Annotated in this window: 12 protein-coding genes; 6 read left to right on the forward strand and 6 right to left on the reverse strand. The window is 38.3% G+C overall.

Annotation, left to right across the window (positions count from 1 at the left end):
- Positions 1-165 precede the first annotated feature (165 nt).
- The 4 genes from N3F66_12390 to N3F66_12405 all read left to right on the forward strand — a co-directional run bounded on the left by N3F66_12390 (position 166) and on the right by N3F66_12405 (position 6673).
- Complete coding sequence (locus N3F66_12390; protein ID MCX8124943.1) at positions 166-615, forward strand: GatB/YqeY domain-containing protein; 450 nt, start codon at positions 166-168, stop codon at positions 613-615.
- 23 nt (positions 616-638) lie between these two features.
- On the forward strand, positions 639-2411 hold the full coding sequence (gene dnaG, locus N3F66_12395) for a DNA primase (protein MCX8124944.1): 1773 nt from the start codon (positions 639-641) through the stop codon (positions 2409-2411).
- Positions 2412-2451: 40 nt separating this feature from the next.
- Entirely contained in the window at positions 2452-4215 is a 1764-nt protein-coding gene (rpoD, locus tag N3F66_12400) for an RNA polymerase sigma factor RpoD (protein ID MCX8124945.1), read from the forward strand.
- A gap of 103 nt (positions 4216-4318) precedes the next feature.
- Positions 4319-6673, forward strand: coding sequence for an NAD(P)H-dependent glycerol-3-phosphate dehydrogenase (locus N3F66_12405; GenBank protein MCX8124946.1), 2355 nt, complete (start codon positions 4319-4321; stop codon positions 6671-6673).
- Positions 6674-6677: 4 nt separating this feature from the next.
- Here the strand turns inward: N3F66_12405 and N3F66_12410 are convergent, their stop codons facing one another.
- Genes N3F66_12410 through N3F66_12420 form a run of 3 tightly spaced genes read right to left on the reverse strand, consistent with a single transcriptional unit; the run spans position 6678 to position 9307 of the window.
- Positions 6678-7178 carry a TIGR00725 family protein gene (locus N3F66_12410; GenBank protein MCX8124947.1) on the reverse strand — a complete coding sequence of 167 codons (501 nt, stop codon included), beginning with the start codon at positions 7176-7178 and terminating at the stop codon, positions 6678-6680.
- Between the two features lie 16 nt (positions 7179-7194).
- Entirely contained in the window at positions 7195-8094 is a 900-nt protein-coding gene (locus tag N3F66_12415) for a hypothetical protein (GenBank protein MCX8124948.1), read from the reverse strand.
- Between the two features lie 46 nt (positions 8095-8140).
- Entirely contained in the window at positions 8141-9307 is a 1167-nt protein-coding gene (locus tag N3F66_12420; protein MCX8124949.1) for an acyl-CoA dehydrogenase, read from the reverse strand.
- A 194-nt stretch (positions 9308-9501) separates the two neighbouring features.
- On the opposite strand from N3F66_12420, the gene N3F66_12425 reads away from it, so the two are divergent.
- Both N3F66_12425 and N3F66_12430 read left to right on the forward strand, forming a co-directional pair.
- Positions 9502-10563, forward strand: coding sequence for a hypothetical protein (locus tag N3F66_12425; protein ID MCX8124950.1), 1062 nt, complete (start codon positions 9502-9504; stop codon positions 10561-10563).
- A gap of 3 nt (positions 10564-10566) precedes the next feature.
- Positions 10567-12141 (forward strand): NAD(P)H-hydrate dehydratase, encoded by a 1575-nt coding sequence (locus tag N3F66_12430; protein ID MCX8124951.1) that lies wholly within the window; start codon positions 10567-10569, stop codon positions 12139-12141.
- Between the two features lie 150 nt (positions 12142-12291).
- On the opposite strand, the gene N3F66_12435 is transcribed toward N3F66_12430, so the two are convergent.
- The 3 genes from N3F66_12435 to N3F66_12445 all read right to left on the reverse strand — a co-directional run.
- On the reverse strand, positions 12292-13203 hold the full coding sequence (locus N3F66_12435) for an ABC transporter ATP-binding protein (GenBank protein ID MCX8124952.1): 912 nt from the start codon (positions 13201-13203) through the stop codon (positions 12292-12294).
- Position 13204: 1 nt separating this feature from the next.
- Entirely contained in the window at positions 13205-14356 is a 1152-nt protein-coding gene (locus tag N3F66_12440) for an ABC transporter permease (GenBank protein MCX8124953.1), read from the reverse strand.
- A gap of 5 nt (positions 14357-14361) precedes the next feature.
- Positions 14362-15431 (reverse strand): ABC transporter permease (locus tag N3F66_12445; protein MCX8124954.1); only part of this gene is annotated, 1070 nt, incomplete at its 5' end.

Raw genomic sequence — 15431 nt, forward strand, 5'->3', positions numbered from 1 at the left:
GTATATTAGTTTACTTGAAAAAATATTCTTTGAAGTAGCATTAAAATAAATTTATTATAAAAACTTTTGTTGACATACAAATGGTTTTCCATTATATGTCTAAATTCCCCTTACTATTTCTTGTTTTTTTCACTTCTTCAAGTCCTATTCTTATGGGGTATGAATATGACTATCCTTGCCACAATTGAATCTGACCTTAAAGAAGCTATCAAAAACAAAAATGAATTGTTAGCTAGTACACTGCGTATGCTTAAGTCCGACATAATGTATGAAAAGACAAAAGGCACTGAAGAGCTCACAGATGAAAAAATAATTGAAGTTTTAACCCGCAGCGCAAAAAAACGGAAAGAAGCAATCACAGAATATGAAAAGGCAGGCAGAAATGATTTAGCTTTAAAGGAAAATCAGGAACTAGAAATTATCATGCGGTACCTGCCAAAACAGATGAGTGAAGATGAGATTGCTGCTCATGTTGATAAGGTTATAGCATCAATGGGTACGATTACAAAAAAGGATATGGGCAGGGTTATGGGACAGGTTATGAAAGATCTCAAAGGCAAGGCTGATGGGCAAATTGTAAAGCAGATTGTACAGAATAAACTTGAAAATCTGTAAATAGTTATATATATTACTATCAAATGGCTATCCCCCGAGATACGATTGAACATATACGGCACAAAGCTGCTATAGAAGATATTATAAAACGCTATGTTCCTACCCTTGCCAAAAAGGGGAAGAACTACGTTGGTCTATGTCCATTTCATAAAGAAACATCCCCTTCTTTTACCGTCTCACCTGATAAACAGATGTTTTACTGTTTTGGCTGTCATGAAGGTGGCAATGTATTTACATTTATATCAAAGGTTGAACGAGTTGACTTTGCGGAAAGTGTAAAAATTGTAGGGGAGATAGTTGGCATCCCCGTCCGCGAAGAAAAGAATTTCAGGGATGATGAATATGGTAGGCTCCTTAAAATAAATGAGATTATTGCGCAGAGCTATCGCCAGGCATTACGCAAACCTGAAAATAAGAATGCACTGGAATATCTTCTTAATCGGGGTGTCACGCAACAAAGTATTGAAGAATTTGCACTTGGTTATGCACCTGACCAGTGGCGCTATGTTACTGATACCTTAAAAAAAATGAATATTGTGCTTGATACGGCTGTTAAAACAGGAAATATCAATAAAGTTGTAAAAAACGGTGAAATCCATTACTACGACAGGTTCAGGGGCAGGGTAATATTCCCAATTTTTGGTCAAAAAAATGAAATTATTGGCTTTGGTGGTAGAATTATTGCACAGGGCGATCCAAAGTACCTTAATTCACCTGAATCGCCTGTATTTCAAAAGCGGAATATTCTTTACGGATTGAATAAATCACGCCAACACATTGCAGAACTTGGCCGGGCTATAGTGGTTGAAGGCTATTTAGATGTCATTGGCGTGTATCAGGCAGGAATTCAAAATGTTGTGGCACCTCTGGGGACTGCGTTAACCCTTGAACAATTGCAACTACTTTCGCGATTATGCACTGAGGTGGTCATTGTATTTGATGCTGACTCGGCAGGGATAAAGGCGTCGCTGCGTTCCCTTGACGTTGCTCAAAATTTGAATATTGATATACGTATTGCACAGTTGCCCGAGCTTGATCCGTTTGATTTTGTTAAAAAGCATGGAATGCGGGAGTTTATGGCAATTGTTGACAGTGCGTTAAAACCGGTTGATTTTCGTATTGAAAGAGTGATACAGGAGCAAAAGGGAAGGCAGGTTGATATACTTAAGCATATTTTACCTATACTTCGTGATATATCTTCGGAAGTAGAGCGGCAAACGTACTTTAAAAAGCTGTCAACCATGTTCCAGATTCCAGAACAGGCCATACGTGCAGATTATGAACGTTTTGTAAAGGGACACAAATTAAATGGGAGGGCGATAGTTACCGAAAATTCATCACTGGATTTTTATGCAAAAAGCCAGCGTGAACTGGTGCTTCTTTTATGCAATTATCCGGAATTAATAGAACATGCGGTGGTTGACTGTTCACCTTCACAATTTACCGATGATGTGGCAAAGAATATTTACCAGGTTATTATCGACCTGTATGAAAGAAATGAACCTATTACATTAGAGAAGCTCTTTGATTTTTATCCAGAAGGCCAGGAGGCAAAGTTGCTTGCACAGGGTTTTTCAAAGCAGTTTGCATTTGAGGACCCTAAAATTGCGTATTCAGAAATACTATTAAATATGCGATTATATACTATCGACAAAAAAATTAATGAATTTGTAGAAAAAATTAGGAAGAATGAGCAAGAGAATACACAATATTATATGACCGAAATTGAGGTATTACGCCGCGAAAGAGAAAAATTAGCTTCGTATATCTACAATAAAAGCAGTGCAAAAATTTAATGGTATAATAAATTTTTAAATATTGAGGGTAGAGTTTATTATGGCAAAAGGTGATGTTCTTTTAGAAAGCATTCCAGAAGTTAAAAAACTTGTGGAATTGGGAAAAACCAATGGTGAGATTACCTATGATGAGCTTAACGATATTTTGCCCGATAAGATATTAAATTCTGATAAAATTGATGATATTTTTATCCTTCTTAATCAGCTGGGTATTGATGTTGTTGAAGAGCCCACACGCCGTGCTGAAGCAGTACCATTGAAAAAAGAAAAGTCTCATTCAAAGAAAGCTGCAGCACAAACTCAGGAAACAGCTATTTCTGATGACCCGATTCGGCTGTATTTAAAAGAAATTGGCAAGGTGTCACTTTTATCGGGTGATGAAGAAGTAAAATTAGCCAAGCGAATTGAAGAAGGCGAAATCCTGATTGAAAATGCTGTACTGGATTCCACCGTACTTTTAAATGAGCTTATTAAAAATCATTCAAAGGTTAAAAGCGGTAAGATAAAGCTTACTGATATATTGCGTATAAATAAACTCTACTACTTTTCTTCTTTTGACATGCATGATCTTGAAAAGCGCTATGAAGACAACATGAACGTGATAATAGCCGAAGACAAAAAAATAATGCAGTACCAGAATAAACTGAGGAAACTAACTGAAGATTCAAAAAAAGCACAGGAATTAAAAGAAAAAATAGCTGAATCACGTAAAATAATAAAAGATGCCCTGATTAATTTGCAGGTACACGAAAATGAAATAAATAAAACAGCACAGCGTATTTTATCCATGGTAACCAGGATAAAAGAAACGCGGCAGTTTTTTAGTAGTCTTGAGAATCAGTTTGGAAAATCGGTTAAAGAGTTGAAGCAGTATGGCCGTAAACTTGAGAAGAATGAAGATGTAAAAAAGATACTAAAAGAGCTCAAGGCCAAGACTAAAGATGAAATTCTTGAAATAGTGAAAGATATCAGAAACAATGAACGTAAAATACGCAGAATAGAACAGGAGGCTGGAGCAACCTGCGATGAGATCATGGAGTGGGGAACTCAGATTGAGATAGGGCATCGCAAAATTTCAATGGCAAAGAAAGAGCTTATTAATGCAAACTTACGCCTTGTTGTGTCCATTGCCAAGAAATATGCCAACAGAGGTATGCACTTTTTTGATCTTATACAGGAAGGCAATATTGGATTAATAAAAGCGGTTGATAAATTTGAGTACCGTAAAGGTTATAAATTTTCTACCTATGCTACATGGTGGATACGTCAGGCAATAACAAGGGCTATATCTGACCAGGCACGTACCATACGCATACCGGTGCACATGATTGAGCAGATTAATAAAGTAATGCGCGAAACTCGGCTTTTCCAGCAGGAATTTGGACGTGAACCAAGTCCAGAAGAACTTGCTGATAGATTAGGTTGGCCTGTGAGCAAAGTAAAAGGCGTGAAGAATGTAGCGCGCGAGCCAATATCGCTTGAAACACCAATTGGCGAAGAAGAAGATTCACTCCTTGGTGATTTTATTGAAGATAAAGAAGTTGATTCGCCGGTGAACACTGCTGCCTACCGGCTGCTCTCAGAACAGATAAATGCAGTATTAAGCACGTTGCCTGCGCGTGAGCAGAAGGTTATTCGTATGCGATTTGGGCTTGACGATGGGTATTCGCATACTCTTGAAGAAGTGGGATATGTATTTAAGGTAACTCGTGAGCGTATTAGGCAGATTGAAGCTAAGGCATTGCGTCGTCTACGTCATCCTACCCGTGCACGAAAATTAAAAGATTATCTTGACTATATGTAGCATTGAGTGTATAGTAGCAGCAAAAATGGGAGACTGTATCTCCCATTTTTTTTTACTGGGACTATTTTATTGTATTGCGTAAGTATTTCTATAAGGATACAGTATGCAGAGCACTACAGATGATACTATGACAAAAGCTATAACTGTGATAGGTGCAGGTTCATGGGGAACAGCTGTTGCCAATGTTATAGCTCATAATCACCCTGAGATAGTTGTAAGGATGTGGGCTTATGAAAAGGATGTAGTTCGTGCAATTAATACGCAACATATTAATAACATGTACCTGCCAGATGTGAAATTAGCTAGTAATATTATTGCATATAGTGATCTGAAAGAGTCGGTCAGAGGGACTGATGCAGTGATTATTGCAACCCCTTCAAAAGTTGTGTACGACATCTGTACTAGAATACGCCGCTATTTAAATGCACAGGTATATTGTGGCTATCTTTCTAAAGGATTTTGTAAAGTGGGATCAGGTATTTATACCATGTCGCAGACTATTGAGCTTGCAATCCCATTTTTGATCGACAAGGTATGTGCACTCTATGGTCCAAGCCACGCTGAAGAGGTGTGCAGGGAATTTCATACTGCACTGCATGTTGCAAGCAGGTCAAAAGCATCAATCAATTTTTTTATGAATCTGCTGTCTAACGAGTATCTAGAATGCATACCAACGGATGATATCATTGGTGTGGATTGTGGCAGTACCTTAAAAAATCCAGCAGCAATTGCAGCTGGGTTAATAAGCNACCTGCCGCAATGTGGTGATAACCTTTCAGGGGCATTGATTGCACAGGCGCATCTTGAGATGCTTGAGCTTGGTAAGTGTTTGGGCGCACAGGAAAAAACCATTATGGGGATAGCGGGATTGGGAGACTTGGTTGCGACAGCATTAAGCGATCACAGCCGTAACAGGCGTTTTGGCAGGGAAATTGCACAGCAGATAACCCATAAGGGTACTACGCTTGGTTTCTTTGATAAACTGTTATTACGCTTTAAGCCAGAGAATGTGCTGGAGAGAATGAGCAGGCGGATGCATTATCTTGTTGAAGGTGCCTATGCAATTGAGCCTATAATTGAGCTTGCAAATAAATATAAACTTACTATGCCAATATACCGTTCATTATATGATGTGCTTCTTAATAAGCGAGATCCATGGCTTCTCATAGAAACCATTAAGAATCCTGCAAAATATGAAATCCTTACGCGCCGTGCACGCATAAAAGCAAAGGAACGCAAGAAAGGCATTGAGCGCATGAGCGGTATGATATTTAAACAAATTGTGGTTGAAAAGCTCATGCAATTTTTTTGTAGCGGTAATATCAAAAATGAAATTTTACATCAGAAGCATGCGTACATGGAGTTATTGCAGAAACTGTCTGGCACTAAGGGGTATTTGTATGAGCTATCGCTCTACAATAATCTTAATGAATCAAATTATGAAGCGCAAATCAAAACTATCATTGAATTTTATTATGAAAGCATAAGCGACAGATATGTATATACATTTTCAGTACTTGTACTGAAGCTTGCACGGCTTTTCTTTTATCTTTATGGAATACTATATCGACGCCGCATTACAGAATTTTTTGAGGAGCGGATTTCGCTTACAGGCGATATCAAATATCTAAAAAAGATTGTGATGACTGCAAACCCAGTGTATTTTTGCAATGCCAAAGACATAGCAGATTCACTTTTTGTTGTGCTTGGGCTTATTAAATTTATTTCTATTCCTCTGCCGCGATTTTATGTTGACAGCCAGATTTTGGAAAATTCACTGCTGCGGTTTTTATTTAGGCTGTGTGGCGGGTACATTGTCAATACAATGAGACTTTCTTCAATTGTTTACAGGGAAACATTGCTGCAGTATATGTTAACTTGTGTTGAACATGGTATACCAGTGATGTATTCCAATCCTATGGCCAAGCAAGTGTTAAATGAATTATTCATCCAGGATGCGATTATTGAGGGACTGTGTGATTTGTTACAGAAAACAACAGAAGAGATTGCGATAATTCCTGTTGGAGTTGGTCATAAATACTATAATCCTGTGAAATATCCTGTTTCATTTTTGAAAATATTCAGGAATGTAACCAAAATACACATATCAAGGCCAATTATATTATCACATTTTTCGGCAAGCCCTACCTTAGGTGAGGATACAAAAATGATGTTAAAACTTAAACAACGCCATGATATTCCCGTATATCCTCATTATTTTGTGGCGTACGCCCTGCATACTCTTGGTGGTAATGCAAATACTCAAGCTATTAAACATGAAATTGACAGCGTATTAAAATTGCGAAATTTGAAGCACATCTATTCCCTTGAAGATGTAACAAACCACGGTATGGATTTCCTTACTTCAAATGGGTATGTTGTCCAAAGTGGAAAAACAGTATCAGTCAAGGATGATAAGAAAGAAGTGATAGAATATTTTGCCAGCTATATCGTTTGAAGACTTATACTTTATTTACCAGCTTTTGTAAAATTTCAAACACCTCATCTAATGAGTATGCAGCAAAAATACAACCGTTATTTCGGTCATCTATGGGCTGGTCAACAATCCTCCTGCTCCATCCTCCGGTGAATACACAGCAAATTATAGGTTTTCCATAGTGCCATGCATATGCAAGTTCTGTTAAGGTGCCGGCTTTGCCGCCTATAGCTATAACAACATCTGCCGAAAGCACATTCATGCTATTTCGGGCAAAACCTATGCCTGTAGGGATAACAATATCGCAATAAGGATTGGCGCCATGAAAGCTGTCAAATGGTAATATTCCTACCACAGTACCACCGTGCTCATGAGCACCCTTTGAAGCAGCTTCCATTACTCCTGTTCGTCCGCCAGTAATAAGCACCCATCCGTTTTTTGCTATAAATGCTCCTATTGCATACGCTATATCATTATGAAGTGTATCATCAGCTGAGCCTATAATGACAATCTGAGTTTTTTTCATGGTGACTATCGCTTGCTTAATGGAAGTGAAGTATCTGGATAATTGTTGGTATTATATCAGTTTCATGTTCAATAACTTTGTGAAAAATCTTTGATGGTATTGATATATCCTTATAGTTAAAATTCAATGATTTGACATTTTGCGTAGTATCAGGAGTGATACACAAATACAGATTCATGGATAGTGCAAAACTGTATTGGCCAAATGTTTCTATTAAAACATTTTTGATTAAACTTGAAACTTCATTAAGTGAGTGCAATCCAAAATGGCTTAATGTGCTAAATGGTGATATGAGATATATCCCGTATAGTGAACATGGTCCACGTGTCAACAACTTTGAGCAAACCTGGTGTATATATTTTAGTGTTATAGTAGGTACATCCAGCGAAATAATTTCCTCAACACTATAAGGGCTTGTAAAAACTTTTAGGTGAGCAGCAAATTTAAGAAAAGCATCTTTTGAAAAAAATGAAGATGAAGATACTGCTATAAACATTATAGCAAGGTTTTCTGTATAAAACAGTAGTGAGCTATGATAAGAGAAATTTTGCAATACATTCTGGTTTATCACATAGTCCATCACAAAGCGTGGTGGAGAAGAAAAATAAGTGCTTGTACATATAGCAAGCAGTGGCTGTACAAACGTTTGGGGGCCATGATACAGAGCAATAGTGGTTTTGTTTTCTTTTTTGGTATATACTGCGATTGCAGAAAATATTGAAAAATTTTTTGCATTATGAGTAGCAAGAACATTGAGGATATGATTTTCGTGCCGGGGTTGTTGTTGTGCTTGTTGCGCTTTTTCTTTAAATACAGTATATTTATGCAGCGCTTGGTTAAATGATATCTTACCTTCTGAAAAGGAAGCGATAGTTTGCTGAATTTCTTTTAATATTGTTGTATAATCATCTTTCATAATAATATTGTTTGTTGAGGCATAAGATCTATGCCTCAACATTTTGTTATATTCGTTGCTGATATTCACTCAATACATTTGATGCAATAACAAGTCGCTGAATTTCTGAAGTTCCTTCATATATTTCGGTAATTCGTGAATCCCGGTAAAATCTTTCTACTGGGTAATCTTTTATATACCCATATCCGCCAAAAATCTGTAATGCCTTATGGGTTACCCTGTGTGAAGTTTCCGAAGCAAAAAGTTTTGCCATTGCAGCATTTTTGGAATATCGCCTTCGATCAGGTCCGCTGCCAATGAGCATGGCCGCCTGATATGTCAAAAGCCGTGCTGCCTGGATTTCAGTAGCCATATCTGCAATCATCCATTGAATTGCCTGCTGCCGAGCTATTGGCTGATTGAATTGTACTCGTTCTAGTGCATATTTGACTGCAGCGTCAAATGCAGCTTGAGCAATCCCAAGCGCCTGTGCAGCAATGCCAACACGTCCGCCGTCCAGTGTATGCATGGCAATTTTAAAACCATCGCCCTTTTTACCTAAAATGTTTTCTTCGGGGATTTCACAGTTTTCAAATACAAGCTCAGTTGTTGAAGATGCACAAATGCCTAATTTGTCTTCGGTCTTGCCAACTGAAAAACCGGGAGTGCCTTTTTCAACAATGAACATACTGAGGCCTTTATGCCCTACACCTTTTTCTGTAACAGCCATCACTACAGCTACATTGGCAACTCCGCCATTTGTTATAAAATTTTTAGTACCATTGAGTACCCATTTGCCGTTTTTGAATTCTGCAGTAGTTTTTGTACCTGCTGCGTCAGAACCAGCACCTGGTTCGGTAATGCCAAAGCAGCCAATCCATTCACCAGAACATAATTTTGGCAGGTATTTCTTTTTTTGCTCTTCAGTGCCAAAATAATAAATAGGTGAAAGGCACAATGAATTATGGGCAGAAACGATAACACCGGTGGATGCACACCCTCGTGAAATTTCTTCAACAGCAATGGCGTAAGTGAGGTAATCCATACCCGAACCACCGTATTCTTCGGGGTATACTACGCCCATCATTCCCATTTCCCCTAATTTTTTTACATGTTCCCATGGAAATTCATGTGTGCGGTCATAGTGTTCAGCTTTTGGTGCAAGTTCGTTTTCCGCAAACTTCCTGCACATATCTTTGACCATCTGTTGTTCTTCAGATAAATTAAAATCCATACGCCGATCTCCTTGTTATATATGTATTAATGTATGCGTGTACTATCGTGCCAAAAACAGATTGATTTTGTCAAGGCAATAACAATATGTAATTATAATGGCCATGGATTTTTTATGTTGAAAAAAAGGCAGGCACATACTACAAATGGTTACAGCATATATATGGCGATAGTTACTGATAAGGGATGAACTGTATGATAAAAAGAATATTGATGGCTTCAGCATGTAGTATGCTGCTTACATGTGGATATTTCAGAGTGACCGATCTTTCTTCAAGCAAGGTATGTGCAATTCCATCAGGTGCTACATTAAGTGCGGTAAGTATTAATTATAATGAATCAGGCCTACTTGATATGAGTTTTGGAGTGGTGCTTTCGGATGATAGGGTATACGTAAAGGATAACATACAAAAGAAAGTACTTGTATTTGACAGGGATGGTAAATGCCTGATAGCTATTGGCAATGTAAGTACAATGGCAGATGGTAAGGAAGTAAAAAAAACACAGGTTAAGTTTGATATAATAGGCACTATGGTGGTTGACGCAGATGATAATCTATATGTTCAAAACAGATTAGCTTCGGTACAGCGCATAGATGCAGCAGGAACACAGATTGACATGTCACCATCTTTTATACTGGTATTTGATCCTGAAGGCAAACTGCAATATACAATAGGCCAAACCGGCATGCCAACAGTGCCTTTTTATTATATTGAGCATCTGGAAATTGATAAAAAGGATAGGCTTTTTGTCATAGCACGCACGTATGATATATGGAGCGTGTACCGGTTTGATAAACGACAGCGGGATTACTACATGACCTTCACTAGAAATTATTTTACTGATACTATTGATGCTACCACATCGTATACTGGCAAAATTGAAAATATACGGATATTGCATAGTGGTGAAAGCTTTATACTTAGTGTTGCCTATTATCATAATACAAGATTTAAGTACAGAAAATTATTCCAATACGATATTAAAGATTCCCGGCATGTTGAATTGCTCAAAATATCTGAACCAAAGAATGAGTTGTTTACAGTTACACAGAACAAATATATCTATGTATGGAATGTGGAAGACCCCAATGAAGTGAAGTTTATGCTATACAGCTTTGATGGAACAATAATAGGGAATGTACGGTGTAAATTTCCACAACAGGCATTGTTTTCGGATATTGATATTACCAGTGAAGGTAAGTTGTATTCATACCATGCGTACTCAACAGGATTAGAAGTGTATGAATGGAAATAACGCATGAAAGTAGTCACAGCACAGCAGATGCAAGAGATTGACCGCCTCACCATACAACACTATGGTATACCAGGTGAGGTGTTGATGGCACTGGCAGGAAAGTCGGTTGCTGAATATATATTGAATAACGTTAATCCTGAGTCTGTTGCAGTGTTCTGTGGGGTTGGGAATAATGGCGGCGATGGCTTTGTAGCAGCCTATTTGCTTTCGCAACACAAACCAGTTGAAGTATTTGTATTGGGTAATATCGATAAGCTTACACCATCTTCAAAGATATACTATGATGTATGTAAGCAAGCAGGTATTCAGTGCATTTTGCTGTCACCGGACTCATTGCATGCAATTGACATAAAACAATACCACCTTATTGTTGATGCACTCACTGGCACTGGATTTTCAGGACAGCCAAAAGGTGTATTGCAGCAGGTTATTAATTTCATCAATCAAAGTGGCAGGCAGGTGGTTGCCATAGATATGCCAAGCGGCCTGCCTGCAGATGGGCCTATTGAATCAGATGTAATTGTCAATGCGCACACTACCATAACAATGGGATTACCAAAGGTTAATCTTGTCACCTATCCGGGAAAGCACTATGCTGGCAACATCGTTGTTGCTGATATTGGATTTCCTGCAAAACTTTTAACAGCAGCAAGCATTTCACGGCAATTAATTGACAAGGAGTTTTTTAACAGTAACTATCGCCCCAATACTTTTTATGATTTGCATAAGGGAACAAATGGACACCTTTTATGCATTGGTGGGTTTAATGGTATGGAAGGTGCAATTATGCTGTGCGCTGAGGCAGCGTTTGCCAGCGGTATAGGGCTGGTGAGAGTAGTTACAACTGCGCAGGCTCGTTCAATTATTGCTGGGAAAATAAAAGAAGCCATTACACAAAGCATTGACATAAGATATGATGGCAAACCATTTTCTTTAGATATGTATGGCAGTGCAGAATTTGAGAAAACATGTAACAGAATAAAAGATGAGCTTGAATCAATAGTGCCAAGCGCAAGGCCCACTGCGTGCGTAATTGGCCCGGGTATGGGAAGAAACATTGCTGCCGCTGCCACGTTTGTAGCTTACTGTGCTGTTGCTTTTGAAAATAATATTCCCACAATCATTGATGGTGATGGGCTCTATTTTGTGGCGCAGCTGTGGCAACAAATAAAACTTCCCCAACGCTGCATTGTTACTCCGCATTTCAAAGAAGCTGCCCGCATTATAAAAAAGCCTGTTGAAGAAATAATAAAAAACAGGGTGGATAGTGCAGAACAGATAGCGCAACAATTAAAGAGCGTAGTGGTATTGAAAGGGCCGGCAACCATAGTAGCAAGTGAGCACACTACTGCAATCAACACCACTGGCAATCCTGCTCTTGCTACAGGTGGTTCAGGAGATGTGCTTGCTGGTTGTATTGGATCTTTCCTTTCAAAAGGCTATGATGCATTTGTTGCAGCATCCTTGGGTGTTTACATTCACGGAAAGGCTGCTGATATCTACTGTGCTGAAAACTGTAGCAGCATAATGAAGGCAGGTGACATTGTAGAGTATATAAGAAAAGCTTTGAAGTGCTGATAGAGTGCTTTTGTAACAGTTTGAGTATTTTTCGTCTTTTGAATTCAATCTCACAGATGTTACTGCTATATGTTGTAAACCTGCTACCGTGTACCAATATTATAAAAAAATTGTTATTTTGTTTCAACACGTTGTCAATATAAATATTCATCACCGTGCGCTCATTACAAACACATCTTCAAGTGTGGGGAGTATTGGTTCAAGCGTGACATCATGTATGTTGTGTGAACGCAGCAAGTTTTTTATCATTGAAAAATTTTTAAACTTTTTTGCAAGCACCACATGCAGATCAGCGCCAAAGAGGGCAACCTCAATTACAAAATCGGCTTTATTTAATACATTATACGCCTTAAGATAACTTTGGGTTGTAATTTTAACAATTGTATATGGTAAATTTTCCTTTAGACTTTGTGGTGTATCAAGAGCAATAATCTTACCAGCAATAATCAGCGCTATGCGATTGCAGTGTTCTGCTTCATCCATATAATGTGTGGTAACAAATATTGTTTTGCCTTCCTTTGCCAAAGTGTAAATCTCATCCCAAAAAATGCGACGCATGAGCGGGTCAACTCCCGATGTTGGCTCATCTAAAAATAAAATCTGCGGATCATGAATGAGCGCCGAGCCCAAAGCTAATCGCTGCTTAATGCCTAAAGGGAGGGTTTTAACCAGTGTATTCTTGAGGCCTTTAATATTAACCAGTTCATAAATAACATCCATACGCTGTTTCAGTTTTTTATTCTTAAGCCCATAAACAGTACCGTAAAATTCTAAGTTTTCCTCAATTGTCAGGTCTTCGTAAAGGGAAAATTTTTGTGACATATATCCAATGATTGTTTTAATCTCCCATTGCTGTGCAATGATATCAAATCCTCCCACTGTCCCTTTTCCCTGGTCAGGGCGCAATAATCCGCAGAGCATTTTAATGGTAGTACTTTTACCTGCACCATTTGGCCCCAGTAAGCCAAATATTTCTCCTTTTGCAACAGAAAAACTTACCGAATCAACTGCTGTGAAATCGCCAAAGCGTTTAGTGAGATTTTCAACTATTACTGTATCCATATCACAATGACCTTTTACCAAATTGCCATACACTTATTTTGAGTATTGCAGCGCCCATAATGACAAGAATTACCATATTGTGCCACAGGTAGGTAAAGCCTATTCCTTTTAAAAAGACACCTCTGACTATCTCCACAAAATAGCGCATTGGATTAAAGTATGTGATAAGCTGGAAGAAAACAGGCATAGAATATATTGGGAAGATAACTCCTGAAAGAAGTATAGCCGGCACAAAAAACATAAATGATGATAGCATTGCCTGTTGCTGAGTTGAAGAAACAGTTGATATGAATAACCCTATAGCAAGAGTAGAAATGATATAGATTGCACCGCACAACAGTAGAAAAATAAAGCTTCCTCTGAAAGGGATCCCAAACCAGAAAATTGCAATAGATGTGATGATGAAAATATCAACAAATGCGATAATGGCAAAGGGCACCAGTTTGCCAATGATGTATTCATTGGGCGTAAGTGGCGACACTCTGATCTGTTCAATGGTTCCCGCTTCACGCTCCTTTACTATTGACATTGCAGTAAGAAGAATAGTTATCAAGGAGATAAGCATCGCTATCACACCGGGGAGATAAAAATTAATGCTTTTTAGATCTTGATTAAACCAGTAGCGTGGTACAAGCTCAATTGCACCCTGTGAAATTCCAGATTTTGCCTGCTGTGCAATTTTCATCTTAATTGTAGTGATAAAGCGTTCCTGCATATACTGTAAAGTCAGTGAATTAATGTAGGATTGAATAACTGAAGCTCTGCTTGAATCGGTGCCATCAAGGATGACCTGCAGCCAAACTGGTTTACCCGCTTTTATGTTTTTTGCAAAATTTTCCGGTATTTCAAGATAAAAATCAATATTACCTTTCTCAATAAGCTGTATGGCTTGCTTTGGTGAATCAATAAAAGCGTGCATTACAAAATAGGGCGAGGCAACAAACTGCTGTAAAAACTCTCTGCTTGTAGAAGTACGATCACGGTCAAAGACAGCAAAGGATACATTCTTAACATCGGTATTTACCGCATAGCCAAATACCAGTGTCATAAGAATTGGTGGTACGATCATAATTGCCCTCAGTTTAGGATCTCGCAACACAAGGGCAAACTCTTTCTTTACCATAATCTTGATATTATTCAGCGATAGCTTCATAGTAATTATCCTGCATAACGTAAATTTATTTTTTTGATGGCAACAAGAATCATAACAAGTGCAAACACTGCCATAAAGATAATCTGTGTGGAAAGAAGTGTTGCAGCCAATCCTTTAAGGGCAATGCCTTTAATAAGTGAAATCATGTAACGTGCGGGTATAATATACGTTATAGCTTGCAAAACAATGGGCATATTTTTAATTGGGAATATAAAACCAGACAAAAGTATTGTAGGTAGATATGTTGCAATCATTGCCACCTGAATGGAAAGCACCTGTATGCGTGTTGCTGAAGAAATAACCAATCCAAAGGTGCAAGTGCCTATTAAAAATAGCACTGAAACAAGCAACAGTTCTGTGAAACTGCCACGGATGGGAATAGCAAACACAAAGTACCCTACCAGATATGTGATAACCACATCAAATATACCAATAAAAATATAAGGAATGAGTTTGCCAGCAATAACCTCACGGGAGCGTACTGGTGTTGTGATAAGACTTTCCATGGTACCACGCTCCCACTCGCGACTTATAGTAAGAGAAGTGATAAGAGCACTGATGATAGCAAGTACAATAACTATTATGCCAGGCACTACAAAATTTTTGCTTTGCAGCTCCTCATTATACCATACTCTGCTTTCAATGCTTACAGGCATTTGTAGTGTACCCAAACCTGTGCGGTTTAAGCGGTTTTTCTGCCATTCAAAGTTATATTGCGATACGATAGCAGTAAAATATGCTGATGCGATAGTAGCCGACATTGAATCTGAGGCATCAAGCAAAAGTTGTAGTTTTGAAATGCTCCCACTTTTGGTGTTTTCAGTAAAATTGTAGGGTATAACCAGTGCTGCCACGGCTTTTCCGCTGTTAATGGCTACATCAATGTCATGGTATGTGGTTACATACCCTTTACAGGATAGATATTCGCTGTGCATAAACATTTGAGCAAATTGCCGTGTAAAAGGTGTTCTGTCCTGGTCATAAATGACAAAGGTAACATTTTTTACATCCATATTCAATGCATACCCAAATATGAGTACTAAAAACGCAGGAGTGAAAAGTGAAAGGATAAGGC

Source organism: Spirochaetota bacterium, assembly GCA_026414805.1.
Lineage (GTDB): Bacteria > Spirochaetota > UBA4802 > UBA4802 > UB4802 > UBA4802.